General features: G+C 67.2%; 23 protein-coding genes. 11 read left to right on the plus strand and 12 right to left on the minus strand.

Features of this window, described 5'->3' with window-relative positions:
- Nucleotides 1-57: 57 nt before the first annotated feature.
- Genes A5784_RS09690 through A5784_RS09700 form a run of 3 tightly spaced genes read left to right on the plus strand, consistent with a single transcriptional unit; the run spans nucleotide 58 to nucleotide 3,180 of the window.
- Nucleotides 58-1,056 carry a hypothetical protein gene (locus A5784_RS09690; RefSeq protein WP_064944661.1) on the plus strand — a complete coding sequence of 333 codons (999 nt, stop codon included), beginning with the start codon at nucleotides 58-60 and terminating at the stop codon, nucleotides 1,054-1,056.
- Nucleotides 1,057-1,067: 11 nt separating this feature from the next.
- Nucleotides 1,068-2,234 carry an FAD-binding oxidoreductase gene (locus A5784_RS09695; RefSeq protein ID WP_064944663.1) on the plus strand — a complete coding sequence of 389 codons (1,167 nt, stop codon included), beginning with the start codon at nucleotides 1,068-1,070 and terminating at the stop codon, nucleotides 2,232-2,234.
- A gap of 43 nt (nucleotides 2,235-2,277) precedes the next feature.
- Nucleotides 2,278-3,180 carry an aldose 1-epimerase gene (locus A5784_RS09700; protein WP_064944665.1) on the plus strand — a complete coding sequence of 301 codons (903 nt, stop codon included), beginning with the start codon at nucleotides 2,278-2,280 and terminating at the stop codon, nucleotides 3,178-3,180.
- On the opposite strand, the gene A5784_RS09705 is transcribed toward A5784_RS09700, so the two are convergent.
- Nucleotides 3,173-3,757 carry a TetR-like C-terminal domain-containing protein gene (locus tag A5784_RS09705; protein WP_064944667.1) on the minus strand — a complete coding sequence of 195 codons (585 nt, stop codon included), beginning with the start codon at nucleotides 3,755-3,757 and terminating at the stop codon, nucleotides 3,173-3,175. The genes A5784_RS09700 and A5784_RS09705 overlap by 8 nt on opposite strands.
- 82 nt (nucleotides 3,758-3,839) lie before the next feature.
- Between A5784_RS09705 and A5784_RS09710 the strand changes: the two genes are divergently transcribed.
- A complete protein-coding gene (locus A5784_RS09710) occupies nucleotides 3,840-4,772 on the plus strand; it encodes a pyridoxamine 5'-phosphate oxidase family protein (RefSeq protein WP_064944669.1) in 933 nt (310 codons plus the stop codon).
- On the opposite strand, the gene A5784_RS09715 is transcribed toward A5784_RS09710, so the two are convergent.
- The 8 genes from A5784_RS09715 to A5784_RS09750 all read right to left on the minus strand — a co-directional run bounded on the left by A5784_RS09715 (nucleotide 4,769) and on the right by A5784_RS09750 (nucleotide 13,959).
- On the minus strand, nucleotides 4,769-5,146 hold the full coding sequence (locus A5784_RS09715; protein ID WP_156750468.1) for a heat shock protein transcriptional repressor HspR: 378 nt from the start codon (nucleotides 5,144-5,146) through the stop codon (nucleotides 4,769-4,771). The two genes, A5784_RS09710 and A5784_RS09715, sit on opposite strands and share 4 nt — an antisense overlap.
- On the minus strand, nucleotides 5,143-6,321 hold the full coding sequence (gene dnaJ, locus A5784_RS09720) for a molecular chaperone DnaJ (protein WP_064944672.1): 1,179 nt from the start codon (nucleotides 6,319-6,321) through the stop codon (nucleotides 5,143-5,145). The genes A5784_RS09715 and dnaJ overlap by 4 nt, the downstream gene beginning before the upstream one ends.
- Nucleotides 6,322-6,358: 37 nt before the next feature.
- On the minus strand, nucleotides 6,359-6,988 hold the full coding sequence (grpE, locus tag A5784_RS09725; RefSeq protein ID WP_064944674.1) for a nucleotide exchange factor GrpE: 630 nt from the start codon (nucleotides 6,986-6,988) through the stop codon (nucleotides 6,359-6,361).
- Nucleotides 6,985-8,841 (minus strand): molecular chaperone DnaK, encoded by a 1,857-nt coding sequence (gene dnaK / locus A5784_RS09730; protein ID WP_064944676.1) that lies wholly within the window; start codon nucleotides 8,839-8,841, stop codon nucleotides 6,985-6,987. The genes grpE and dnaK overlap by 4 nt, the downstream gene beginning before the upstream one ends.
- Before the next feature lie 216 nt (nucleotides 8,842-9,057).
- Nucleotides 9,058-9,357, minus strand: a complete 300-nt coding sequence (locus tag A5784_RS09735; RefSeq protein ID WP_064944678.1) for a hypothetical protein — start codon at nucleotides 9,355-9,357, stop codon at nucleotides 9,058-9,060.
- Between the two features lie 9 nt (nucleotides 9,358-9,366).
- Nucleotides 9,367-10,827 (minus strand): TFIIB-type zinc ribbon-containing protein, encoded by a 1,461-nt coding sequence (locus A5784_RS09740; protein WP_232005994.1) that lies wholly within the window; start codon nucleotides 10,825-10,827, stop codon nucleotides 9,367-9,369.
- 2 nt (nucleotides 10,828-10,829) lie between these two features.
- A complete protein-coding gene (locus tag A5784_RS09745) occupies nucleotides 10,830-12,161 on the minus strand; it encodes an SPFH domain-containing protein (RefSeq protein WP_064944680.1) in 1,332 nt (443 codons plus the stop codon).
- Nucleotides 12,162-12,372: 211 nt separating this feature from the next.
- Nucleotides 12,373-13,959 (minus strand): FCD domain-containing protein, encoded by a 1,587-nt coding sequence (locus A5784_RS09750; protein ID WP_064944730.1) that lies wholly within the window; start codon nucleotides 13,957-13,959, stop codon nucleotides 12,373-12,375.
- Nucleotides 13,960-14,091: 132 nt separating this feature from the next.
- Here A5784_RS09750 and A5784_RS09755 point away from each other — a divergent pair, with 132 nt between their 5' ends.
- The 3 genes from A5784_RS09755 to A5784_RS09765 are packed head-to-tail and all read left to right on the plus strand — an operon-like array spanning nucleotide 14,092 to nucleotide 18,010.
- Nucleotides 14,092-16,143 (plus strand): NADH:flavin oxidoreductase, encoded by a 2,052-nt coding sequence (locus A5784_RS09755; protein WP_064944682.1) that lies wholly within the window; start codon nucleotides 14,092-14,094, stop codon nucleotides 16,141-16,143.
- A gap of 47 nt (nucleotides 16,144-16,190) precedes the next feature.
- Nucleotides 16,191-17,579, plus strand: a complete 1,389-nt coding sequence (locus tag A5784_RS09760; protein ID WP_064944684.1) for an MFS transporter — start codon at nucleotides 16,191-16,193, stop codon at nucleotides 17,577-17,579.
- 20 nt (nucleotides 17,580-17,599) lie between these two features.
- Nucleotides 17,600-18,010 carry a GlcG/HbpS family heme-binding protein gene (locus A5784_RS09765; protein WP_064944686.1) on the plus strand — a complete coding sequence of 137 codons (411 nt, stop codon included), beginning with the start codon at nucleotides 17,600-17,602 and terminating at the stop codon, nucleotides 18,008-18,010.
- Nucleotides 18,011-18,019: 9 nt separating this feature from the next.
- Here A5784_RS09765 and A5784_RS09770 read toward each other — a convergent pair whose 3' ends face one another.
- Nucleotides 18,020-19,027: a LacI family DNA-binding transcriptional regulator gene (locus A5784_RS09770; RefSeq protein WP_232005995.1), complete on the minus strand. Its 1,008-nt coding sequence runs from the start codon at nucleotides 19,025-19,027 to the stop codon at nucleotides 18,020-18,022.
- 154 nt (nucleotides 19,028-19,181) lie between these two features.
- On the opposite strand from A5784_RS09770, the gene A5784_RS09775 reads away from it, so the two are divergent.
- From A5784_RS09775 to A5784_RS09790, 4 genes are read left to right on the plus strand one after another with little or no spacing between them, the layout of a single operon-like run.
- Nucleotides 19,182-20,468: an aryl-sulfate sulfotransferase gene (locus tag A5784_RS09775; protein WP_064944688.1), complete on the plus strand. Its 1,287-nt coding sequence runs from the start codon at nucleotides 19,182-19,184 to the stop codon at nucleotides 20,466-20,468.
- The gene (locus tag A5784_RS09780) at nucleotides 20,465-21,304 is read left to right on the plus strand and encodes an ABC transporter permease (protein WP_064944690.1); all 840 of its coding nucleotides are present in this window, start codon (nucleotides 20,465-20,467) and stop codon (nucleotides 21,302-21,304) included. Before A5784_RS09775 ends, A5784_RS09780 begins: the two co-directional genes overlap by 4 nt.
- Before the next feature lies 1 nt (nucleotide 21,305).
- A complete protein-coding gene (locus A5784_RS09785) occupies nucleotides 21,306-22,058 on the plus strand; it encodes an ABC transporter ATP-binding protein (RefSeq protein WP_064944692.1) in 753 nt (250 codons plus the stop codon).
- Nucleotides 22,055-23,023 carry an ABC transporter substrate-binding protein gene (locus tag A5784_RS09790; protein WP_064944694.1) on the plus strand — a complete coding sequence of 323 codons (969 nt, stop codon included), beginning with the start codon at nucleotides 22,055-22,057 and terminating at the stop codon, nucleotides 23,021-23,023. The genes A5784_RS09785 and A5784_RS09790 overlap by 4 nt, the downstream gene beginning before the upstream one ends.
- A 7-nt stretch (nucleotides 23,024-23,030) precedes the next feature.
- Here the strand turns inward: A5784_RS09790 and A5784_RS09795 are convergent, their stop codons facing one another.
- Nucleotides 23,031-24,530 carry a PucR family transcriptional regulator gene (locus tag A5784_RS09795; RefSeq protein WP_082944734.1) on the minus strand — a complete coding sequence of 500 codons (1,500 nt, stop codon included), beginning with the start codon at nucleotides 24,528-24,530 and terminating at the stop codon, nucleotides 23,031-23,033.
- Nucleotides 24,531-24,555: 25 nt separating this feature from the next.
- Nucleotides 24,556-26,001, minus strand: coding sequence for a purine-cytosine permease family protein (locus A5784_RS09800; RefSeq protein ID WP_064944695.1), 1,446 nt, complete (start codon nucleotides 25,999-26,001; stop codon nucleotides 24,556-24,558).
- Between the last annotated feature and the right edge of the window lie 5 nt (nucleotides 26,002-26,006).

The raw sequence follows: 26,006 nt of genomic DNA on the forward strand, positions 1-26,006 counted from the left end.
CCGGCGTTACGCTCTGTGCAGCGCATTAATTCAACACTGGATGAAAAGGTTGGTCCCATGACAACAACCGCGTTCCCGGCCCCCGCACACCACGCCGCCCCCGAGCACCGTCCGCCCGCCGCGCTGCGCGCCACCGGCATCATCGCCCTGTTGACCGCCGCGATCGCACTCGTCGCCGTCGCCTTCGCGCTGCCCGCGGCACGGTCCAAACCTCACAACGTTCCCATCGGCGCCGCCGGAGGACAGGCGGCGAGCAGCCAGGTCGCCGAGCGCCTCCAACAGCAGGCGCCCGACGCATTCGCCGTCACCTACTACCCGGGCGAAGCCGAACTGCGCGACGCCATCCGCAATCGAAATGTGTACGGCGGCATCGCTTTCGGTTCGCAAGGCCCGCTGATGCTGATCGCCACCGGAGCCAGCCCCGCGGTCGCGCAGTTGCTCACCCAGGTCGGCACCGGCATTGCGCAGCACTCGGGTGTCGCGCTGCGCACCGAGGATGTGGCCCCGCCACCGGCCAAGGATCCCCGCGGCGCAGGCCTGGCCGCATCCGCCCTTCCCATCACCCTGGCCGGCATGCTGCCCGCCATCGCCCTGGTGCTCGCACTCAAGCGTGAGGTGTGGACCCGGCTCGTCGCCACCGTCGTGTTCTCCGGGATGGCGGGCGTCACCATCGCCGCGCTGCTGTACTACGTCTTCGGCTCGATCGAGGTCAACCTATGGGGCGTGGCCGCAGGCCTGAGCCTCGGCATCGGCGCGGCCGGGCTCTTCATGCTGGGGATGGGCTCACTGTTCGGCAAGGTCGGGTTGGCAGTCGGCGCAGCGCTGGCACTTCTGGTCGGCAACCCGCTGTCCGGTCTCACCTCGGCGCCCGAGATGCTGCCCAGCGGATGGGGATTCGCGGGGCAACTGCTCCCGCAGGGCGCCAACGCCACACTGTTGCGGTCCACGGCGTTCTTCGATGGCGCAGGTGCGACCACCGCGATCCTGGTGCTGAGTTGCTGGGCGCTCGCGGGTGCGGCCCTGGTGGTCACCGCCGCGGTGCGGCGGCACGGTTAGAATGCGACCGCGTGGGCCTCGATGACCGTGACGCGCTGCAGATACTCCGCGATGCGGTCGACCCCGAACACGGGTCCGACGCGCTGATCCGCGACTTCTACACCCACTGGTTCGCCACCGACCTGACCGTACGCGACCTGTTTCCCCCCGACATGACCCAGCAACGCACGGTGTTCGCGCGTGCGATGACGTGGCTCTTCGGCGAACTGATCGACCAACGCGCGGAAGAGCCGGTGGCGTTCCTGGCCCAGCTGGGCCGCGACCATCGCAAATACGGTGTGACGCAACAGCATTACGACTCCATGCGGGAAGCCTTATTGGCCACCATGCGCGCGCATCTCGGTGCCGGGTTCACCGACCGGATCGCCGACGCCGCGCAGGAGGCGGTCGGGTTGTTCGTCGGGGTGATGCGCGGAGCCGCCGACGCCGAACAGACCCCGGCCTATTGCGACGGCACCGTCATCGAGCACCTGCGCGTCACCCGCGACGTCTCGGTGATCCGGTTGCAACTCGACCAGCCGCTGTTCTATCACCCCGGCCAGTACGTGACGGTGCAAGTGCCGCAATGGCCGCGGCGGTGGCGCTACCTCAGTCCGGCCATCCCGGCAGACCGCTCGGGCGCCGTCGAATTCCACGTCCGCTCGGTCACCGGCGGCATGGTCAGCACCGCGATCGTCGCCGAGACCCGCGTCGGCGACCGGTGGCGGATATCCAGCCCGCACGGCGCCATGCAGGTCGACCGAGCCGGCGAGGACGTGCTGATGGTCGCGGGCAGCACGGGCCTGGCACCGCTGCGCACGCTGATCATGGACATGACCCGGCACGGGGTGAATCCGCGGGTGCACCTGTTCTTCGGCGGGCGGTTCCCGTGCGACCTCTACGACCTGAAGACGTTGTGGCAGATCGCGTCGTCGAACCCGTGGTTGTCGGTGACCCCGGTCTCCGAGTACAGCACCGATCCGCCGTGGGCCACCGACTATCCCGACCCTCAGCCGCCACGCGGCCTGCATGTCCGCCAGACCGGTCGGCTTCCCGACGTGGTGACCCGTTACGGCAACTGGGGCGACCGCCAGATCCTGATCTGCGGCAGTCCTGGCATGGTGGAGGCGACGAAAGCCGCTCTGATCGCCAGAGGTGCACCGCCTGAACACATCCAGCACGACCCACTCACAGACTGACCGTATTGGTGTGACCGCAACCGACGCATGACAGACTGGCGCCATGGCCGACTATCAACCTGTCATCCTGCGCGATCCGTCGTCATCGCTGACCGCGACGTACGTACCGGTCGCCGGGATGGTGTGCACGTCGCTGGCCGAGGACGGTGCGGAGTTCCTGGGCCAACGCCGCGGCCTGGAGGCCTACATCACCACCGGTAAGACGATGGGTATCCCGATCCTCTACCCGTGGGCAAACCGGTTGAGCGCCAGTAAATATGCCATAAACGGCGCGGTCGTGACGCTGACGCCGGGGGTGGCCGGGGTGCGCAGTGACCAGCACGGCGTACCTATCCACGGTGTGCTCGCCGCCAACCCCGGCTGGCTGGTGATCGAACAGACCGACAACAAACTCGTCGCGATCCTCGACTGGGGTGGCAAGCCGCGACTGCTGACGACCTTCCCGTTCCCCCACATCCTGACCATGACAGTGACGCTCGCGGACCGCACGCTGACCGTGGCGACCACGGTGATGCCGTCGACGGCGGCGTCGGTGCCGTTGTGTTACGGCTACCACCCGTATCTCAAGATTCCCGATGTGCCACGGGAGGAATGGCAGCTGCAGACGCCGACGATGCGTCATCTGCCGGTGGACAACTGGGGCATCCCGACCGGAGAAACCGAGGAATGGCCGGGCGGCACCGAGCAGCTCAAGACCACCGAACTGGACCACGGCTTCGACCAGGTTCGCGAGGGTTCGGTATTCGCCATCTCGGGCGGCGGCCGTCGCGTCGAGGTGACGTTCGACCGCGGCTACCCGGCCGCGCAATTGTTCGCGCCGGGTAACGACGATGTGATCGGGATCGAGCCGATGGCCGCACCGACCGACTCTCTGCGCCGCGGCAACTATCCGATGGCGGTTCCGGGACAGCCGGAGACCAGTACGTTCTCGATCAAGGTCAGCTAGCCGGACCGCTTCCGCCCAGCAGCGTGTCAGCCAGCTGCTGCGCGGCGTAGGTGTCGAGCGCTGCATGACCGAGCAGCAATCGGTACCACAGAAAGCCGTAGGCGAGATCGATCAGCACGCCGATATCTGCGTCGCCGCGGATGTCGCCGCGGTCACGGCCGCGTTCGAACAGATCGCGCAGCGGTTCCTGGCGCATGACGGCATAGTCCGGCGCGATTTTCGCGATATCCGGATCCTGTTGGGCAATTGCCATGAACTGACGCAGGATTCGCTGATTGTCAGTTGCGTCGGCGAAAGATGCGACCAGCAGCCCGACGAGATCATCGCGGAAGCTTCCGGTGTCCGGTACGGCCACCTTCGTAGCGGCACGCTCGGCAAGCGCCTCGGCGATCAGCGGGCCTTTGCCGTTCCACCACCGGTAGATCGTCTGACGGCCGACACCCGCGGCGGCCGCCGTACCCTGCACCGTGATCTCCCCCGACTCCTCGAGTGCGGCGATGGCCGCGTCGAGGATGGCTCTCCGCGCGCCCTCGTTCCGCTTCCTACCGGTGTGCGTCCTTGAACGTGGATCGGTCACGGGTCGAATCTACCCTTTGACAAGACAGTGTGTCTCGACAATGATTTGTCGAGACACACTGTCTTGTCTATTGGAGTGATACATGGTGGTCCAGTGGCCAGCTGCGATCGACGAAGTACTCGACGGCGATCAGGTCATCGGTGTTGCGACTGTGACACCCGCACGGGGCGTGGTGATCTCGCCGATGACCAACTTCGCTGTCCATCGTGCGCAGGCTGGCGTCATCGCGGTCAACAGCTCTCTGGGTGCCGCGAAGAAGACCGAGCGGATGCGGCGAAACCCGCACGTAGCGGTCGCATTCCACAGTCGCCATCACAGCTCGGCCAGCGGCTCGCAATACGTGCTGGTGCACGGCGACGCCACGGTCTCCGCACCGGTCCTGGACTTTCCAGCGACCATCGGCGCCCGATGGGACGATAAGGATGGCGCACCCGCCCGCGGACTGTGGGGATGGTGGTTGCGCGACTACTACGTCCGTGTGCCCATCGCGATCGCCGTACGGCGCCTCATCGTCTGGCCCGGGCTCGACGCGGCCGGTGCGCCAGAGGTGTACGGTGAACCGTTGCCGGAAGCCCCAGCGTCGCAGTCACCCCCGTCCCACGGTACCGCCGCACGCACCAACTGCGCTCGCGCAGCCCGGATTTCGCGGCGACTGCCCCATGTACTACTCGGGTGGGTCGGTGCCGACGGCTATCCGGTCGTGGTGCCGGTATCCGTCGATGAAGGCGACCACGGTCTGCGGCTCAGTACTGCGGCACCGCTACTCCCCGCCGGAGAACGCAGGGCCGGACTCACCGCCCACCAGTTCACCCATCACGGCCGGGGCAGGCACGGGGACCGGCAGCGACTGTACACTGGCTGGCTTGAGGGCGAATCACCTTGCACTGCAAATTATTACCCACACAGCGGCGCGGGCTTCGCCATGCCACCATCGACCCTGGCCTATCGGATGGCGGTGGGGCTGGCGGCCCGCAAAGGAGCGAAGGCCGTAGCGCTGCGCCCTGACGACAGCTAGCGGGCGCCCCGTCGGGGCTGCCAGACCACCACGGCCTTCGAGGTCATCCCGACGTCGTGGCGGGAGCTTGCACTGAGCTGTTCTACCTGCTGGGTCAGCTCGGAGACCCGGGCGCGCAGGGCGTCGACCTGATTGGTCAGTTCGATGATGCGCTTGATGCCCGCGAGGTTGACGCCTTCGTCCTGCGACAGGCGCTGCACCTCGCGCAGCAGATCGACGTCACGCTCCGAATACCGGCGTCCCCCACCGGAACTGCGTTGCGGGGTGACCAGGCCGAGCCGGTCGTACGTACGCAGGGTCTGCGCATGCATACCGGCCAGCTCGGCTGCCACAGAGATCAGAAACGTGCGTGCTTCCTCTTTACGCTTACTCATACGTTCCCCGCCCATCCGGCCCGCGGATCAAATCCGCTGGCCCGCTCGGCTTTCGCGTATGCCTCCAGCGCCTCGGCCGCCTCACCTTCGAGGTGCGGCGGTACCGCCACCTTGACGGTGACCAGCAGGTCGCCATGACCACCGGAGCGCTTGGGCACTCCGCGTCCACGAACCCGCAGGATCCGGCCGTCGGATGTGCCCTTGGGCACCCGAACGCCGACCTTGCCGTCCAGCGTCGGCACCGAAAGTGTTGTGCCGAGCGCCAATTCGTGGAAACTCACCGGGACCGCGACGGTCAGGTCGTCGCCGTCACGGCCGAACACCTTGTCCGGGCGCACATGCACGGTGACATAGAGGTCACCGGATGGTGCACCCCGTAACCCGGCTTCACCCTGCCCGGCGAGCCGGATCCGCTGCCCGTCCTCAACGCCGGGAGGGATCCGGACGTTGATGGTGCGGGTGCGGGTGGTGACGCCGGTGCCCTTGCACTCGTCACACGGGTGCTCGATGATCGAGCCACTGCCCCGGCATTCGGTGCACGGCTCAGAGAAGCCGAACGCCCCCTGGTTGCGGTTGACCACACCAGAACCGTTGCAGTTCGGGCACACCTTCGGGCTCGTGCCCGGCCGCGCACCGCTGCCGTGGCAGTTGGTGCACGGCGCCGGGCTGGTCAGCCGCAGTGGCATGGCCACGCCTTTGGTGGCCTCCAGGAACGACAGTTCGGTCTCGGTCTCCAGGTCGTTACCCCGCCGGGGCCGGCTCGGACGCGGTTGCGCACCGCGCCCGAACAGGCCGCCGAAGAGGTCACCGATGTTCGCGCCGCCGCTCTGACCGGCCGCATCGAACAGGTCGCCGAGATTGAATTCGCCTCCGTCGGAACCGAATCCGCCGCTGAAGCCGCCACCGCCGCCGTCGTTGAACCGGCGACCGAAGCCGCCCCCGGCGAACAGCCGCCGGGTTTCGTCATACTCCTTGCGCTTCGCGGGGTCCGACAGGACGCTGTTGGCCTCGGATACCGCCTTGAACCGCTCCGCGGCTCCCGCATCGGGATTCCGGTCGGGATGCAGTTCGGAGGCCAGTTTCCGGTAGGCCTTCTTGATCTCGTCGGCGCTGGCGTCAGAGGAGACGCCAAGCTCCTTATAGAAGTCCTTCTCGACCCATTCGCGCTGGGCCATACTGCGCCACCTCCTTACCTCGTCTCTCTAGTTGGTCTTATTTGTCTGATTCTGCGGCCTGCGGACCGGCGGCGTCCGGGTTATCGGCAGCGCCGGCCCCCGACGCGGCGTCGGGCACGGTGTCGACGACACCGACCATGGCGTGCCGCACCACCTGGTCACCGACCTTGTAGCCGCGGCGCATCACCGTTCCGACCACCGGATGCGTGCCTTCGCCCTCGTGCTGCACGGCCTCGTGCAGTGACGGATCGAACTCGTCACCCTCCTGGCCGAACGCGGAAAGCCCAAGCCCTTCAAGGGCGCCGACGAGCTTGTCGGCGACGGACTTCAGCGGACCGGATTCCAGGTCGCCGTGGCTGCGGGCCCGTTCCAGGTCGTCGAGCACACCCAGCAACTGGGTGACGACCCCGGCCTTGCTCCGCTCAGCGATGAGCTGCTGATCCCGCAGCGCGCGCTTGCGGTAGTTGTCGTACTCCGCCTTGACGCGCTGCAGCATGCCTTTGAGCTCGGCGACCTCGTCGCTATCGCCTGCCGACTCCGGTGCTGCGGCCGCGGCCGGCGCCGCCCCTGCCGGGGTCGGCGCCGCCTCACGAACCTCACCAGTGTTGGGATCGATGCGCCGTTTGTCGGTAATGGTCACCGGCTCGTGCGAATCGTTCTCACTCACTTGGTCTCCCTGTCATCGTCGACGACCTCGGCGTCAACCACGTCGTCATCGGAATTGCTCGAGCCCGCGGCGCTGCCGCCGGCAGACTGCTCGGCCTGAGTGGCCTCGTAGATGGCCTGACCCAGGCCCTGGCTCTCCTCGCCCAGCTTCTCCATCGCGGACTTGATCGCGGAGATGTCGGTGCCTTCCAGCGCCTTCTTGGCGTCGGCGATGGCGGCGTCGACCTTGCTCAGCGTCTCCTCGGGAACCTTCGAACCGCCCTCGGCTTCACGCTGCTCCTTGACGAACTTCTCAGTCTGGTACACCAGCGACTCGGCCTGGTTGCGGACGTCGGCCTCTTCGCGACGCTTGCGGTCTTCCTCGGCGTGCGCCTCGGCGTCCTTGATCATCCGGTCGATCTCTTCCTTGGACAGGCCAGAGCCTTCCTGGATCTTGATCGTGTTTTCCTTGCCGGTGCCCTTGTCCTTGGCGGTCACGTGCACGATGCCGTTGGCGTCGATGTCGAAGGTGACCTCGATCTGCGGCACACCACGCGGAGCCGGCGGGATACCGGTCAGCTCGAAGGAGCCGAGCAGCTTGTTGTGCGAAGCGATTTCGCGCTCACCCTGGAACACCTGAATCTGCACCGACGGCTGGTTGTCGTCGGCGGTGGTGAAGGTCTCCGACCGCTTGGTGGGGATGGTGGTGTTGCGCTCGATGAGCTTGGTCATCACGCCACCCTTGGTCTCGATACCGAGGGACAGCGGGGTGACGTCAAGCAGCAGAACGTCTTTCACCTCGCCCTTGAGCACGCCGGCCTGCAGCGCGGCGCCAACGGCGACGACCTCGTCCGGGTTCACGCCCTTGTTGGGCTCCTTGCCGCCGGTCATCTCCTTGACCAGGTCGGTGACCGCGGGCATACGGGTGGAACCACCCACCAGCACGACGTGGTCGATGTCGCCCACGGCGATGCCGGCATCCTTGATCACCTGCTGGAACGGCTTGCGCGTGCGGTCCAGCAGATCCTGGGTGATGCGCTGGAACTCGGCGCGGGTCAGCTGCTCGTCGAGGAACAGCGGGTTCTTGTCCGAGTCCACGGTGATGTAGGGCAGGTTGATCGAGGTGCTCTGCGAGCTCGAGAGCTCGATCTTGGCCTTCTCGGCTGCCTCACGCAGCCGCTGCATGGCCATCTTGTCCTTGGTCAGGTCGATGCCCGAGGTGGCCTTGAACTTGTCGACCAGCCACTCCACGATGCGGTCGTCCCAGTCGTCGCCACCGAGGTGGTTGTCACCGGAGGTGGCGCGGACCTCGACGACGCCGTCGCCGATTTCCAGCAGCGAGACGTCGAAGGTGCCGCCACCGAGGTCGAAGACCAGGATGGTCTGTTCCTTCTCGCCCTTGTCCAGGCCGTAGGCCAGGGCGGCCGCGGTCGGCTCGTTGACGATGCGCAGCACGTTGAGGCCGGCGATCTGGCCGGCTTCCTTGGTGGCCTGACGCTGGGCGTCGTTGAAGTACGCGGGCACGGTGATCACCGCGTCGGTGATGTCCTCACCGAGGTAGGCCTCGGCGTCCCGCTTGAGTTTCATCAGCACACGCGCGCTGATCTCCTGCGCGGTGTAGTGCTTGCCGTCGATCTCCACGGACCAGTCGCTGCCCATGTGGCGCTTGACCGAACGGATGGTCCGGTCGACGTTGGTCACTGCCTGGTTCTTGGCGGGCTGACCGACCAGCACCTCGCCGTTGCGCGCGAACGCGACGACAGACGGGGTGGTGCGGGAGCCTTCGGAGTTGGCGACGACGACGGGGTCGCCACCTTCCAGAACCGCGACGACGGAGTTGGTGGTCCCGAGGTCGATACCGACCGCACGAGCCATAGTGTTGCCTCCTGTAGACATATAGGGGTCTGAGCGGACTGCGCTCAAGCTTGCTCTGGTCGACTATCGGTTGTCAACCCAAACTTGAGCCTGACTCACTCAACTTGTTGTCGATGTGGTCAACGGGGGTTTTCCCGGATTTGTTCCCCAACCCGCGATTTTTTCCGGAAAATGCCGAACTGCCTGCTCAGAGGTTCGGCGGCACCCGCTTGGCAGCTACCCGAGCACTTCCCGCTCGTTGGCACCTGACATGCGGGAATCGCGCGAGTTGGTCACGCTCTGCGCGAACTGGTCCATCGCCTGCATGTTGGCGATCTCCGAGAGGGTCTCCCGCTCGTGGTGGTGTCGCTTGTTCTTGTTCCGGTAGCGCGAGTACTGGTACATGAAGAACGCAGGCCCGGTGAGGAGGAAGAGGAAGGGAATCCACTCGCTGCCACCCGAGGATGAGGACGACGACGAGTGGTGATGGCTGGACGCGACGATGTCGACAGCCATCGACAACATTGAGATGTCCACCTGTGCCCCCTACCTCCAGAACACCAGCGCCGAGAGGAACGTCCCTGCCAGCCCGAACAATTCGGCCACACCGGAGGCGACCCACAGCCGCGTGGTGTTGATGGGCACCGAGCCCATCGTCTCGCCGGTGCGTCCGTTCACCGCGATGTAGTGCAGCAGCTCTTTCCCGCTGCTCTTGCGCTCGTAGTAGCTGTAGAGCCACACCGGCAGATATGCCGACACCCACCGCTCACCGTGGACATCGATGCGCTGCTGGTCCCACCGCACGCCGCGGTCGTAGAAGTCCAAGGTCTCGGCCGCGCGGTACCGGCCGATGTCCTGGGCCTGCAGGCGCGCGGGTTCGAACATGGCGTCGACATCGAGATCCCGCCGCTGCGAGGTGAATCCGGATAGATAGTTGGGGTCGTAGCGCACGGCGTTCTTGGTGTCGAACGGCATGATCGAGTTGATGATGTTGTTGGTGTTGCGATCGGTGTGGAAGTCGCGCTTGTCGGCGGCCGATTCGATCGTGAGGTCGTCGACATAGAGGTCGAACTTGCGGGCCACGCGATACGCGTCGAAGTCGTAACGGGTCTCGGACCTGTCGTCATCGATCCGCACGGAGTAGCTGCGGGTGGTGTGCTCGCCGAAGCCCACGAACTCGACCGAGCTGTTGAAGTCGATGATCAGGTAGGGCAGATAGACGCCCATGACGTTGTCGGGCGCGAACTCCGCGGTGAACCGCCGGTTGGCGAAAAACTTTCGCGCCGAGACGAATTCGGAGATACGAGCGACGGCCTCGGCTTTGGGCAGCGAGAACGGCAGCACCACGTCGGGTACCGCGCCGTTCTGGATCTGCTCGTTGACCGAGAGTTTGTTGCGGCACCAGTGACAGCGCGCCTGCACGGCATGGGCCGTGTCGATCGACACCTCGGCGCCGCACGCACTGCATTTGAAGCTCACAACCTGGTCGACCCCAGGCACGATGTTGCCTGCCGCTGAGCCGACCTGGCGGCCACGCAGTTCCCTGATCGGTGAGTTGAGATTGAACAGGTCTGCGGCGTTCTTCTCGCTCCACGCGAATCGGCAGAATCGGCACACCAATTGACTGCCCTTGATGTCGAAGCCGATGTCGGTGGCCCCGCAGCGCGGGCACTTGTTGAGTCCGTCCGCTCGGTCCGTCGACGTCTGGATGACCTGCGGCCCGTTGTGCTGGTCGTAGGTGACCACAGGTGCTTCGCCGGGGCCGTAGCCCGCGTTGCGCTCGGCCTCGCGCGCCCGGTTCACGTCGTCCCAGGTGGCATTGGCGAATTCGCCGGGCGGCGTCACCTCGGCGGCCCGGTCGCGCGGGATCACCCCGCCCGGCTGCGCGTATCCGTATGGCTGGGCCGGCGGAGCCTGCTGCGGCCACTGATTTTGCGGCGGCGGGGGCTGGCCGTTGTCCGGCGGATATCCGCCGGCCCGGTCACCCCGGTTGTGAGGGCCGGACATGGCTACAGCCCGAGCGCTTTGGCCTTGGCGGCGTCGTAGTCGGCCTGCGTGATGAGGCCCTGATCGAGCATGCTCTTGTACTGGGCGAGTTTCGCCACCGGATCGTCACCGGCCGGTGCCTGCTGCGGTGGGTTCTGCGGAGGGGGCCCCTGCTGTTGGTACCCCTGCTGCGGGTACTGCTGTTGATACCCCTGCTGCTGGTAGCCCTGCTGCGGATACTGCTGGCCCTGCTGCTGATACCCCTGTTGCGGATACTGCTGGCCCTGCTGCGGCGGGGGCACCTGCTGATACGGCGCAGGCCCGGTCGGCTGTTGCAGGCCGCCCATCGCGCCGCCCGCGGCGTTCATCCCCATGCCCATCATCGCGATTCCGGCCGCGCCGCCACCGTTTTCGCCTGCGGCCTGCATGCCGCGCGCGACCGACTGCTGCAGGAAAGAGTTGCCGCGAGAACCGCTCAAGGCATCGGCCTTCTTGACGTCCGACAGCAGCCGGCGGGTGTCCTCGTCGTACTCGATCGAGGCGATCGCGACGTTGATGATCGTGATGCCGCGCCCGCTGGTCCACCGGTAGGCACTGTCGACGGCGGCCGAGAGCGACTGGGCGAAACCGATCGAGTCGCCCTGGATGCGGGCCATCCGGTTGCCCTTGCTCGGGTCGTTCGTATAGTGCGAGAACGCCGGCGCGAGCGACGACACCACCTCGTTGAAGAGTTGGGTGGCCGCGTCGTTGTCGTAATCGGTGAAATCGAAAACCTGCCCGCCGGCCTGCAGGTACGTCAGCGGCACGAACTGGGTGGCGAACAGCACCGGGTCGATGATGCGCATGGTGTACGTACCGCGGGTGATGGCACCCACCTGAGCGCCGAGATACGCGTCGTCCCAATAGATCTCCGACTGCGTGCCGAAGCGGTTGTTGGGCAGCTCACGCAGGTTCACGTAGAACACGAGCTGCTGGCTGCCGGGCTGGCCGCCGAATTTGAAGCGCTCGAACGATTGCGTGACGAGCGGGCTCACGATGCCGTTGCCGGCGAAGACCGACTGCGAGTTGATGTCGTCGGACCGCCACTCGTAGCCACCCGGCTGGGCGATGAAGCCCGTGATCTTGCCGTCCTGGAACGTCAACAGGCCCGTGCCCTCGGGCACGACGATCTTCGACCCGTTGCTGATGATGTTCTGCGACCCACGGGTATTGGAGCCGCGGCCGGCGTTCTGTCCGACCGGAACGCCGGGGAAGATGGCCGCAGTCGGGGCGACCTGCGGCGGAACAACGAAGTCTTTCCACTGGTCAGCGAGTGTCCCGCCGAACGCGCCTGCGAAAGCCTGAATGAATCCCACGATTGGCGCTCCTTAGACCTCGCAGCGATCCGACAGCGGGAGCCGTCGATCGCCTCGACGGAGAGGGCATTTGCCCTTGGTTGGCAGCCACAGCGTACCCGCGCAAACCCTTCGGACAGGGCGGTCTGAGGGGCACACCCTTTGCCCTGCCGGGCACATTCTTCGCGGGTGCTCGTGATCGCCGAACGCGTTTGAGGTAGACGCCCGCGGATCAGGCGCGGCGATCCTCGGCCTTGAGCTGGCGGAGCATGTACCGCACGCAGTTGTCCACTTTGGTCCGCCAGGCATCCACGGCCCGCGCCGGGTCCTGGCTGCGGATCTCGTCGATGATCCGCTGGTCGTCGGCGATGATCTCCGCGGTCGGATAGCGGTAGTCCAGTCCAAGGATCGCGATGAACAGCCGCACCTGGGCGGTGAGCTGCACGAACATCCAGCTGATCCGTGGCATCCCTGCGGCCAGCGCCAACTGGTCCTGCAGATCCATGTCCAGGGCGTACGTCTCGGCGTCGAGCCGGTGCTCGGCGCATACCGAAATCCGGGCCAGCGTGGTGTCCACGTACGCCGGCGGCGAGATCCGTTGCGCGACCATGGTCCGCACCAGCGCCGTGCCCAGCAGACCACGCGCCGTATACGTCTCGATCACGTCGCGCGGGGTGGGAGTGGGTAGCCACAGGTGGCCCGCCCGGCGGTCGAGAATCGCCTGGTCGGCCAGGTAGTTCAGCACTTCCGTGGTGCGCGGGCGGGACAGCCCCGACAACCCCGAGATCAGCCGAACGGAGATCGCCTCGCCGGGACGCACCCCGCCGTCGGCGATCGCCGAGCACATGGCGGCCACAGTGTCCGAGATGTCCTGGACCGAGGCCGGCGCGGCAGGCACCGGCTCAGGCGGCGGCGTCGCGCGGGACAGACCGCGACTCCACGTGAACGTCCACGGCTCCTCGGCGCTCGCCGTGGCGTCGCGGATCCGACTCTGCAGCGCCCGCAATTCCCGCAGCTGGGTGGGCGCGATGCGCGCGGAGAGGTGATGCAGCTGGGCCGGCCACTCGTGCCCCGGCCGCGACAACACCGTCACCGTCGGATGCCGGGTGATCCAGCGCCGGGCAGTCGAATCCAGCGGCTGATCCACCACCACAGTCACGGGCGCCTCGGGCAGCCACTCCCGTTCGGCGCGCCGGAGCAGGGCGAACGCGTCACCGTCGGGTGTGGTCCCGTCAGTGCGCGGACGACGCATCAGCGCCGCACACAACACCGTCTCGACGGCGTCGACCAGGCCCGCTGACGGTTCCGCCGACGTCAACTCGACCGCCTCGCGTTCGAAGCCGAGCGCACAGCCTGCGGTGCCGACGTCGACGTAGCTCAAGATCAGTGTCTTCTCGCCGACATCGAGGCCAGTCGTGGGCGGGAAGTGCTGACGACGGATCCGGCTCACCGTCGCCTGGCTGACCCCCGTCGCCTCGGCCACGGCGCGGGTGGTCCACCGGTCGCGACCGTCCGGCGGCGCGGTGAGCGAGCATCCCAGTACCGCACGCAGCATGTCGTCGGTCACCGTCGGGCGGCCCTGCGGCGGAGTCACGGCCAGCAGCGCCTCCACGCCGCCGTGCCGGTAGGTACGCCACCACCGACTCACCGACGTGGCGCTCACCGACGCGCGCCGCGCCGCCTCGGCGACCCCTACTTCCGCGCAGTCGAGAACCACCCGGGCCCGTACTCCCTGACCATGGGAAACCTGGCGGGATCGGGTGATACGCAAGAGTTCGGCCCGGTCTTCGAGAGGAAGGCCATTCTCATCGTCCGCCATGCCGCAACCGTAACTTTCCTGTGAATCAATCCGGATCGGATCCATCACACAGACTAGTCGGTGGTGATTTGCATCACGCATCGTAGCTCCAGTGGTTCCGCGAGCACCGCGGCGAAGGGAGTTCGGAAAAACATGAGTGACCCGCTGTTCACGCCGTTCAAGCTGAAGAATCTGGTGCTTCGCAACCGGATCGTGAGCACGTCGCACGAACCGGCTTACAGCGAGGACGGTCTTCCGAAGGATCGCTACCGCATGTACCACCGGGAGAAGGCCCGCGGCGGCGTGGCGCTGACGATGATCGGCGGCAGCGCACTGGTCAGCCCGGATTCGATGCCGCCCTTCGGCAACCTGCAGCTGTGGCGCGACGAAGCGGAACCGCTGCTGCGCGCGCTCGCCGACGACGTGCACGAGCAGGGCGCCGCGGTGATGACTCAGCTGACGCACATGGGCCACCGCACCGACAACTACACGCACGACTGGATTCCGGCGCTGTCCGCGTCGGGCACCCGCGAGCCTGCGCACCGCTCGTTCTCCCGCGTCGCCGATGTCCGCGACCTGGAGCGCATCGCCCGCGACTTCGCCGACACCGCGGCCCGGTGCAAGGCCGGCGGCCTGGACGGCGTGGAGATCTCCGCATACACCGGCCACTTGCTCGACAGTTTCCTGTCCCCGCGACACAACCACCGCACCGACGAGTACGGCGGCTCGCTGGAGAACCGGATGCGGTTCCCGTTGCAGGTCATCAACGCCGTGCGCGAAGCGGTCGGCGACGACTTCATCGTCGGCGTGCGCATGTCCTTCGACGAGATGCTGCCGGACAACTCCGGCATGGTCCCTGCCGACGCGCTGCAGATCGCGGCCGCGATGCAGGACGCAGGCGTCGACTTCTTCAGCGTCAACCGCGGCAACGCCGACACCGACTGGGAACTGGCCAAGGTCATCCCCCCGATGTTCACCCCGGCCAATCCGCACCTGGAGTTCGCCGGCTGGATCAAGAAGCAGCTGTCGGTCCCGGTCATGCACTCGTCGCGCATCGCGGACGTGGCCACGGCCCGGTACGCGATCAGCGAGGGCCTGCTCGACATGGTCGGCATGGTCCGCGCGCTGATGGCCGACCCGGACCTGCCGAACAAGACGCAGGAGGGCCACGCCGACCGGATCCGGCCCTGTGTCGGCGCGAGCGTGTGCATCGACGGCATCTACACCCACGGTTCGGCGATGTGCATCCACAACCCGGCCACCGGACGGGAAACCCAACTGCCGCAGCGCGTCACCCCGGCCCCGGCCGAGCAGCACAAGCGGTGTGTGGTGATCGGCGGCGGACCCGCCGGACTGGAGGCGGCACGTGTGCTCGCCGAGCGCGGCCACTCCGTGACCCTGTACGAGGCGGGCGACCGCTTCGGCGGGCAGGTTGCGCTGGCCGCGGTCTCCGAGCGCAGGCGCGATCTGATCGGCATCGTCGACTGGCGGTACGACGAGTGCAAGCGGCTCGGCGTCGAACTCAAGCGCAATCACTACGTGGACCCGTCGGAACTCGAATCCCTCACCGAGTCCGTGGACGTGGTCATCCTGGCCACCGGCGGCCTCCCGAACCCCGACCTCGGTATCCCCGGCGGTGAGTTGGCCGTCGACACCTGGGACATCATCTCGGGTGCCCGCAAGGTGGGTGGCGACGTGCTGGTGTACGACGACCTCGGCGGCCACCAGGCGATGGATGCGGTCGAGGCACTGATCCGCACGGCAGGCGCCGTCGAATACGTGACCCCCGAGCGCAGCGTCGCCGTCGACGTCGGGGCCTCGCCGGCAGGTCAGTACTTCGCCCTGTTCGCCGACCACGAGGTGACCACCGGCGTGCTGCACCGGCTGGTGTCGATCGAGAAGCACGACGGCCGCCTGCTGGCCCGGCTGCAGGTCGAGGGCGCCAAGGCCGCCACCGAGCGCGTTGTCGACGCGGTCGTGGTCGAACACGGCACCGAACCGGACAACGACCTCTACGACGCGCTGCTGCCCGGTTCGGTCAACCTCGGGCAGATCGGGATCCGCGAACTGCTGGCCCGCTCGCCGCAGCCTGCGACAGCGAATCCCGATGGTCGCTACGCCCTGTATCGAGTCGGCGATGCCGTCGCGAGCCGCAACATCCACGCCGCGATCCTCGATTCCTACCGCCTCTGCCTGGCCATCTGAATATCCACCGCAAACCCTCACAGCCCACCCACACGAGGAGTACAGCCATGTCTTCGCCACAGAGCACAGCGGGTAAGGACGCCGCTGGGTTACCCGTAAGCACCCCGGCGTTCAGGCGCCGATTCCTGTTCCGGCTCACCGCAGTACTGGTCGGCGGGATGTTTCTCGACGGCTACATCCTGGGGATCATCGGTCCCGTCACCGGCCTGATCCAGGACGACCTGCAGGTCAACGACCTCATGATCGGCCTGATCGCGGCAGGCACGCTGTTCGGTATCTTCGTCGGCGCCCCCGTGGGCGGCTGGCTGACCGACAAATACGGCCGCAAACCCATGTTCCTCATCGACATGGGCCTGTTCGTGCTCGCATCCTTCCTGCAGTTCTTCGTCGCCCTCGGCCAGTTCTTCATCACCTCGGCGATCCAGCTGCTGATCATCCGCTTCCTGATGGGCATCGCGATCGGCGGTGAGTACTCCATCGGCATGCCGCTGATGACCGAGTTCTCGCCGGCCCGGCTACGGGGCCGCCTGCTCGGCGCCGCCCTGGTGGCCTGGTACGTCGGCTTCATGGTCGCGTTCATCGTGGCGCACGCACTGATGGACGCAGGGCTGAACTGGCGCATCATCATCGGCTCCAGCACTGTGATCGCCGCGGGGTTGTTCCTGGCCCGGCTCGGCCTGCCCGAGTCGCCACGCTGGCTGATCCAGAAGGGCAGACGCGATGAAGCGCTGTCCATCGCGAACAAGTACATGGATGTGTTGGAAGCCGCCGCCGTGACCCGCGAGAGCGAGGGATGCGATAAGAAGCCCGTCGTCAGCGGCACGTTCAGCATGCTGTTCAACAAGCACAACTGGCGCGCCACCCTGTTCACCGCCGGTTTCTGGTTCTGTGCCGTGACCCCGTACTTCGCCATCGCGACCTTCGCCGACAAGGTGCTCAAGCAGTACGGCATGGGTGAGGGCCTGGCCAGCGGTGTCGGCCTGTCCGCGCTGGCGTGCCTCGGCGTTCTCGGCACGGCGCTGCTGCTCGACAAGCTCGGCCGGCGTGTGTTGTCGGTCCCCACGCAGTGGGTGTGCGTCGTGCTGCTGGCCGTGATCGGGTTGTGGACCGGGGCACCCGCCATCGCCGTGCTGACGATGTTCCTGGCGTTCTCGTTCTTCAACGCCGGCTACACCACACTGACCCAGGTCTACCCCGGCGAAGTGTTCCCGACCGAAGTCCGTGGCATCGGCACCGGCTTCGCCGCCGCGTTCAGCCGGATCGGCGCCGGTATGGGCACGTTCCTGCTGCCCTGGTCCATCGCTCACCTGGGGATGTCGGTCAGCATGCTGGTCGCGGCCGGGGTCGCGCTGGTGGGAGCCGCCCTGTCCCAGTGGCTTGCCCCGGAAACCAAGGGCAGGACCCTGGCCGAGACCGCGTCGACGCTGGCGCACTGATCCGCAGTAGGTTGGCGCGCATGACGTCTCCTTGTGTCGACCTGACCACAGCGCAGCGCCTGGTGGCGGCCGCGCACGCCGAAGCACAGCGGCGGGCGGTGACCGTATCCGCCGCGGTGGTCGATTCGGGTGGACACCTGGTGGCGTTCGGGCGGATGGACGGGGCCGAGATCGCCGGCCCCGTCCTTGCCGTCGATAAGGCCTATACCGCGGTGGCCAACAGCACTCCGACCGCGGAGTTGGGTGTGCTGGCCGCGCCGGGCGGTGAGCTTTTCGGACTGCAGGCCAACGGCGGCGGACGGTTCGTGATCTTCGGCGGCGGCATCCCGCTTCGTGCCGGCGGCGTGATCGTCGGCGGTGTCGGGGTCAGCGGCGCCAGCGCGGCCGACGACGTGGCGTGTGCCGAGGCCGCGGTCGCGGCGTTCGGCTGAGCGCCAGGGTCACGAGGCCGGGCAGCCGCAGGTGTCCCCGATCCGCAGCGATGACGTGAGTTCTGCGCCGACGCCGCCCTCGCCCAGCAACTGCCCCAGTGCGCGGCGCGCCAAGGCGGCGACCGGTTGCTGCACCGCCGTGAGCCTCGGTTGACCATAGTCGTTTGTGCCGCCGTCGAATCCGATGACGCGGACCCGCTCCGGGATCGGTAGGCCCGCATCGGCGATGGCCCGGATGGTGGCAGCCGATTGACCGTAGGTGCCGACGATGATTGCGCGCGGTGTCTGCTCGGTGCGCAGGAACGCGCTCACAGCGGTGTAGGCACCCGCAGGTGTGAGATCGGTGCGAATGTGCCGGAGCGTTCCTCCGACGACCGAAGCGACGCCCCGATATCGCTGCTCGACGGTTTCCCGGTCGCCATGGCGGACATCGGATTCGGTGAAACCGCCCACGAATACCGTGTCCCGGCAGGCGTGTTCGTCGAGGAGGTGACGGGCCGCCAGTGCACCCGCCCGCGCATGGTCCACGCCAACGATGTCGGCGGCGACATCGCCGCGGATGTTGTGCAGCCACACCACCGGGATGCGTTCGTGGCGGCACAGCTTGGCGGTTTCGGGTGCGTTGGCGGCGCCGATCACGACCAGTCCGTCGACGCCCACTTCGGCGAACGCGGTGGCGAATTCCAGCTCACGCTCGGGGTCGTAGCCCGTGTTGCCGATCATGGTCAGGTGGTCACGGGCCCTCGCTTCGACCTCGATCCGCCCGACGAACTCACCGAACAGCGGCAGCCCCAGGTCGGGGACGAGCAGACCGATCTGACGCCACCGGCGCGGCCTCCGCAGCGCCCGGGCACGTAGATCGGGGCGGTAGTCCAGCTCCTCGATGGCGTCGATCACCTTCGCCCGCAACGATTCTGACACCGGACGCGGCCCGTTGTTGAGCACATAGCTCACCACCGCTGTCGACGTGCCTGCGCGGCTTGCCACGTCGGCCAGGGTCGGACGTTTCCCGCTCACCCTTGGATTCCCCGTCCTCCGGCGATGCTTCGCCAGACTTTCGCTCACGCCGATTATGACGGTTCCGCCGTCACCTCCGCTCATTACGCTAATCGATTAGAACCGTTACGGGGAGGACCCGTGGACGTAACACGACATTGGTGGAGTAGTCGACATGGCATACGTACGACAATCCGGCGTCACACATTTCGACCCCGAACTCGCATACGACAGCTACGTGCTGTTCACCGGCGCAGATTCGGTGACCCGCCTCATCGCCCTCGATGGGACCGTCGTGCACGAGTGGCCCTACGCAGGCGTGCCGCCACGCATCCTGGATCCGGCGCTCAACGGCGGCCGCATCGGCGACGTCGGGGTGCAGCTGTCCGACAGCGGCGACGCCCGCGGCGGGATCTACGCCAACGGGACTGTCGGGCAATTGGATTGGAACGGAAACCGGGTTTGGGAATGGGGCCTGCAGGCACCGGGTGGGGCAGCCCGGCAGAACCACGACTGGGAGCTGCTGCCCAGCGGCAACCGGCTGATCCTGGTCACGGCACCGCGCGTCGTCCCGGGCCTTGGCGACCACGTCGTCGGCGATCAGGGCCTCTACGAGGTGGCGCCCGATGGCGAGATCGTGTGGACCTGGCTGGCCGGCGACCACCTCGACGAGTTCGGCTTCTCTGCGGCCGGTTGGGCCGCGCTGCGCGAGACGGTGGCCCGCGACCCCGAGGACCCATGGGGCTATCTGGAGATGAACAGCGCCAAATCCCTTGGCGCCAACCGCTGGTACGACGCACAGCCCGACACCGTGTTCCAGCCCGACAACATCCTGGTGAGCTTCCGCAAGGCCAACATCATCGCGCTCATCGACAAGTCGTCCGGTGCTGTCGCCTGGCGACTCGGACCGTACTACGCCGCGCAGGCCGGGGCTCAGCACCAGCGGATCAACGCCCATAAGGTGCCGCGTCCACTGGATCAGACATCCGGACAACACAATCCGCACATGATCGCCGCGGGCCTGCCCGGTGCGGGCAACATCCTGGTGTTCGACAACCAGGGCGGCGCGGGTTACCCGCCCGCACCGCTGGGCATCTACGCCGGGTCCCGCGTCCTCGAAATCGATCCGGTCACCGAGGAAATAGTCTGGCAGTACACCGCGGAGGATTCGGGCCGCCCGTCGTGGACGTTCTTCAGTTCCTTCGTGAGCAACGCCCAGCGCCTACCCAACGGCAACACCCTGATCACCGAAGGCATGCACGGGCGGCTGTTCCAAGTGACGGCCGACGGCGACGTCGCGTGGGAGTACCACAGCCCCTATGAGGGTTACGGTGTCGCCGGTGAGCCAGAGGTCAAGCAGCCCAGGGTTCCAGGAGTTGATCGACTGACCCTGACCGCCCTGGTGTACCGGGCCCAGGCCGTACCGTTCGAGTGGACCCCGCTTGCCGGTACGCGCTCATGACCGCGGGGGTGGTGGTCCGGACATCGGCGGCAGGCGCGGCGAAACGCGCGGCACCGGTGCGGCTGCGCTCGGTGTTGGCCAGGTTCTCCACGCTCGGGTGGACTGTCGCCGGCCTGGTGCTCGCATCGACGGTCTGGTCTGCGGTGGTCGCGACGGGCCGGTTCCCCCGGCAACTCTTCCCGAGCGTGCCGCAGATCCTCTCCGCGGGCCACGTCCTGTGGGCCGACGGGCTGCTGCTCGATGACATCAGCGCGAGCTTGCGCAGGGCCGCAGTCGGTTTCGCGATCGGTGCGGCCGTCGGCGTCGGCGTCGCGGTGCTCACGGCGACCACCGCGGCGGGCCGTCATCTCCTGCAACCCGTGCTGCGCGTGTTCGCGCCGATCCCGACGATCGGCCTGGTGCCGTTGGCCATTCTCTGGTTCGGATTGGGCGAGAACAGCAAGACCCTGGTGATCGCGCTTGGAGTGTTCGTCCCGGTGTGGATCAACAGCCATTCCGGGCTCGCGAGCACACCGGCCGATTACCTCAAGGCCGCCCGCTGCCTGGGGGCGGGTCGGTGGCAGACGCTGCGCAAGGTGGTGTTGCCCGAGGCCGCACCGGATATCGCCGCGGGTCTGCGGGTGGGCGCCGCGATGGCGTTCGTGTTGATCGTGGTGGCCGAGATGACCGGCACCACAGCGGGTATCGGCTACCGGATCTATCAGGCACAGCTGTTCTCCCAGGCCGACCGGCTGATCTTCTGCCTGATCGTCCTTGGCATCCTCGGCGCGCTGTGCGACCTCGCCGTCAACGCCGTCACCACCCCGTTCACGCGGTGGGCGCAGGAGGAACGCTGACATGGCCATCCAGACCCACGACCTCGTCGTGCAGTTCCCGGGGCAGCGCGAACCGACGCTGAAGAACATCTCACTGACCGTTCCCGACGGATCGTTCGCGGTACTCGTCGGCGCATCGGGCAGCGGCAAATCCACCCTGCTGCACTGCCTGGCCGGCCTCATCACCCCGACCTCGGGCACCGTGACCGACACCGGCGAACCCGTCACCGAACCACATCCGCGCCGCGGCATGGCGTTCCAGCGCGACGTGCTGTTCCCGTGGATGACGGTCGCCGACAACATCGACTTCGCGCTGGCGGCACGGCATCTCGCCAAACCCGAACGCCAGGAACAGATCCGCATCCTGCTCGACCTCGTCGGCCTGCGCGAGGAGGTCGCGCGGCAACGCCCCACCGAGCTGTCCGGCGGCATGCGGCAGCGGGTCAGCATCGCCCGGGTGCTCGCAGGCGAACCGTCGGTGATGCTGATGGACGAACCGTTCGCTGCGCTCGACGCGCTCACCCGGCTGCGGATGCAGGACCTGCTGATCGACCTGTGGACCCGCCTGAACCGCACGATCGTCTTCGTCACCCACGACATCGACGAGGCCATCCGGCTCGGGGACACCGTCAGTGTGCTGCGCGACGGCAGGATCGCCGAGCACATCGTCAATCCGCTGAGCCGGCCCCGCCCCGCCGACGCGCTGGCGGACCAGCCCGGCTACAGCGGGATCCGCAAAACCCTGCACCATCAACTCGAGGAAGCCCGAACGTGAAACCCACTCTCCGGCGGATGCTCACCGCCGTACTGACCGCCACTGCACTCGCCGTGTCCGTCGTCGCCTGCACCAGTTCGGGCAGTGCGAACGCCAACGAACTCACGGTCGGCTTCGTCGTCGACCCGTCCTGGGCCCAGGTCCCGGTGGCAGCCTCGACAGGCCTGTTCGACAAGCACGGCGTCAAGGTCAAGGTGGTGAACTTCTCCTCCGGGGTCGAGGCGCTGCAGGCCGCCGCGGCGGGGCAGGTCGACATCACCACTGCCGCAGACGTTCCCACGTCAGCCGTGCTCACCCGCAGCCCGACCCTACGGATCGTCGGCGACGGATCGCGGTGGGAAGGTTCACGCATCGTGGCGCGGCGCAGCGCGGGCATCACCACCATCGCCGACTTGGCGGGCAAGTCGATCGGCACGCCGCTGGGCACCAGCGCCGCCTACTACATCTCGAATACCCTGGCGCAGAACAACATCAACGCCAAGCTGGTCCAGGTGGCGCCGTCGGCCGTGGTCACTGCGGCCACCCAACGCAACGTCGATGCGGTGTCGATCTTCCAGCCGTACCAGGCGCAGACCATCCAAGCGCTGGCCACCGATGCGGTCGAGCTCGATGGCGGCACCTATCACCAGCACAGCCTGTTTCTCGCCACCCAGCAGGCGATCACCGACAAGTCTCCGGCGATCACGGGCTTCTTCGCCGCACTGGCCGACGCCGGATCCGCACTGGCCCAACAAGACAACGCCGCGATCGACGCTGTGGCCAAGGCCACGCAGCTCGACGCCGGCTTGCTGCGCCCGGTGCTCAAAGAATTCGACTTCACGCTGCAGCTCAACCCGGATCTCGCCACCAAGCTGACCGAACTGGGCGAATGGGCCAAGACCCAGAAGTCGATCGACGCCACGGCTGCGTTGCCCGATTACGCGCAGTTCCTGGACAGCCGGTTCCTGACGAAACCGGCTGCGTAGCAAGCGGTCAACGACCCCCCAGCAGATCCCGGGATCGCAATGCCAACCACAGCTGCGCTATGTCGGCGGTGTCGGACAGCCGGGCGCCGGTGAGCTCTTCGACCTTGTGCACGCGGTAGAGCACGGTCTGGCGGTGCACGTTCATGGCGGCGGCGGTGCGCTGCCATGACCGCTGGTTGGCGAGGAAAGCCTCCAACGTCTCGACCAAACCGGTGCGGTGCTGCGCATCGTGCTCGATGAGCGGGCCCAGCCACCGCTCGACCATGGCCTGGGCGTCCTCGACACCGCCCATCCCGACCCACGACGTCGCGGTGCCGTATCGCACGATGGCATCGCCGGTCCGCTGCGCAGTGCCCAGCGCCCAGGTCGCTTCGCGGGCGGCTTCCGCCGAGCGGCCCACGGTTTTCATCACCCGGCTGGCTCCTACCCTGGCGGTCGGGCCGAGCGAGGCGGCGATGGCGTCGACCGCCGCATCGGTACCCGGAACCACCGCATGCGCGACGCCGGAGCGGAACGCCGTCACATGCGGAATCCGCCGCCGCCACAAGGCCACATGCAGATCCCGCAGCCTCCGCTCGTCGGCGCACGTCACCGAGACGAACATCGACGTCGCAGGATCCAAACCCGCTGACTGCAGTTGCCTGCGCCCGACTCGCTGATCGATACGGCCGTCGATGAGCTGCGCGGTGAGCTCGGCACCCGCGCGGCGGGTGTGCTCCAGCGCCAGGTGGGTCTGGGACAGTTCCAGCGCGACGACCGTCGCCGCGTGCTGGATCAGCACGCCGTCGAGCGCCACACCGCCTTCCCGGATGACGGCCAGCACCGCGTGTTCGTGCGTCGGTACCTCGCCGACCAGGACCTCGACGCCGCTGGGGGTCAGGATGGACCGCGCGCCGGCCGCGAGCGTGCCCTGCGATGCCGCGCGCACGGTCTCCTTGACCTCGTCGCCGGGATGCGGGCCGTCGGGGTGATAGGCGTCGCCGGTGACGCGGTCGCAGACGAACACCGAACACCGCAACTCCTTGGTAAGGGCGTCGGCGATGCGGGACCGCGCCACGTCCCCGGCCGTGGTGCGCCGCAGCGCGTCGTAGATCCGGGCCGTCCGCATGAGGCGTTGCGACTGTTCGAGCAGCGTGGCCTCCGCGATGGCGCGCGAAATCGCCACGAACGGCATGGGATAGCGGATCCAGAGCACCGGTAGGCCGAGACGCTCACTGGCCCGGGTGAAGCGCTGGGTCAGCCGCGGGCAGTACATCTCCTCACCGATGGCCAACCCACTGGCGCCGACCCGCTGCAGCTCGTCGAGCAGATGCTCCTGTTCGGCCGCTCCCGCGGGGAACGACATGCCGTTGGTCATCAGAAGCTCCCCGGCACTGACCCACTGCCACGGCTCGGGCAGGTCCGACGTGTGCGTCCAGGACACCTGGCGGTCCAGCCCGGCCTTGCCGGAATGCAGTCGCAGCTGCAGGTGCGGCATGTCCAGCAGCTCGCGCACCGTGATGCTCACCAGCCAACCGTATCGCTGGATCGCGTCAGGGAACGGGATTGTCGACGACGGCCGTATGACTCTGCGGCCGGCTCACCCGCGGCCCGAGCACCGCGTAGAGCGACGCGGCCACCAGGCCGCCTGCGAGCCAGGAAAGATCGAGGCCACCGAGAGCCCGCGAACCGAAGCCCTGCATGGCCCCTGTCGCCCCGTACATGAACATCCAGGTGGCGACGATGCCTGCCGCGAAGCAGAACATGGTCGCCCAGTTCACATCCGGCAGCCGTCGCGAGCCGATCGGGTCGAACAGCCGCTGCGCGTCGACGCGGCCCTTCTCGACGACGTAGTAGTGGACCAGCATGATGCCCGCCCAGCTCGCGACCCATGCCACGATCGCCGCCAGCCAGGTGTCGAGCACGGTGGCCAGGCTGGACTGGAAGACGAAGAAGACGATGGCCGCCAGCGCGAGGACACCGACGAGCACGTTCAGCTTGCGCCGATGCACTTTGATGTCGAGAGCTTGGGCGGCCACCGAGAAGGTGTAGATGTTGAGAATGTTGGTCGCTATCGGACCGTGGATCACCAACAGCAGCACCGGCAGGGCCAGCGCCCCGTAGTTGTCGACGATCAGCCGGCCGGGATCGACCGATCCGTTCGTCGTCGCCAGGCTGGCGCCGAGGGCACCGAGCCAGACCACCGGGATGATCTGCCCGAGAGCGCTGGCCAGATACAGCCTGCGCGGGGGAACCGTGGTACTGACAAATCGTGAGTAATCACAGGCGTAGGTGAACCAGGTTATGCCCCAACCGATTCCGATCACGGTCATCACCGTCGACATCGCAACGAGGCGCTCACCGCCCTGCAACACGTGACCCGCAGGCCCGGCGTAGGACCAGTCGATGTCGAGGTGGAACCATGCGACGAGCGTCATCAGGACCAGGACCGCCAAGGTGGGTGGCACGGTCCAGCGCTCGAACGAGGCGATGGTCCGGTACCCGAACCAGGCGATCGTCACCTGGATTCCCATGATGGCCGCGGCCACCAGGATCTTCGGCAGGACGTTCGCGGCGTCGGGGTCCACCAGCCCCAGCTTGCCCAGCAGCGCCATCACGAGGTCGAGGATGATCCAGGTGTTCACCGCGCACCACCCGACAGCCAGGGCCGCCTGGATCGCGGCGGGCACGTAGGCACCGCGGCGTCCGAAAGCGGCCCGCGACAGCACCATGGCTGTGACCCCGGTCTGCTGGCCCATCACCACGAAGATGCCGAACAACCCCATGCCGACGACGTTTCCGGCGATCAGGACGATCAGCGTGTCCCGCAGACCGAGGCCCAGTTCGATGCCGAGCGCACCGAGCACCCAGTTGATCGGGGCGATGTTGGCACCGGCCCAGATCCAGAACTGTCCCGAGACCCGCTTGGTGCGAACAGCTTCCGGAATCGGCTGGAGAACCTCTTCGAACTGGTGGATGTCGGGCTCGGCGCTGTTCACGGTCG

The organism is Mycobacterium sp. 852013-50091_SCH5140682 (genome assembly GCF_001665685.1).
Taxonomy (GTDB): domain Bacteria; phylum Actinomycetota; class Actinomycetes; order Mycobacteriales; family Mycobacteriaceae; genus Mycobacterium.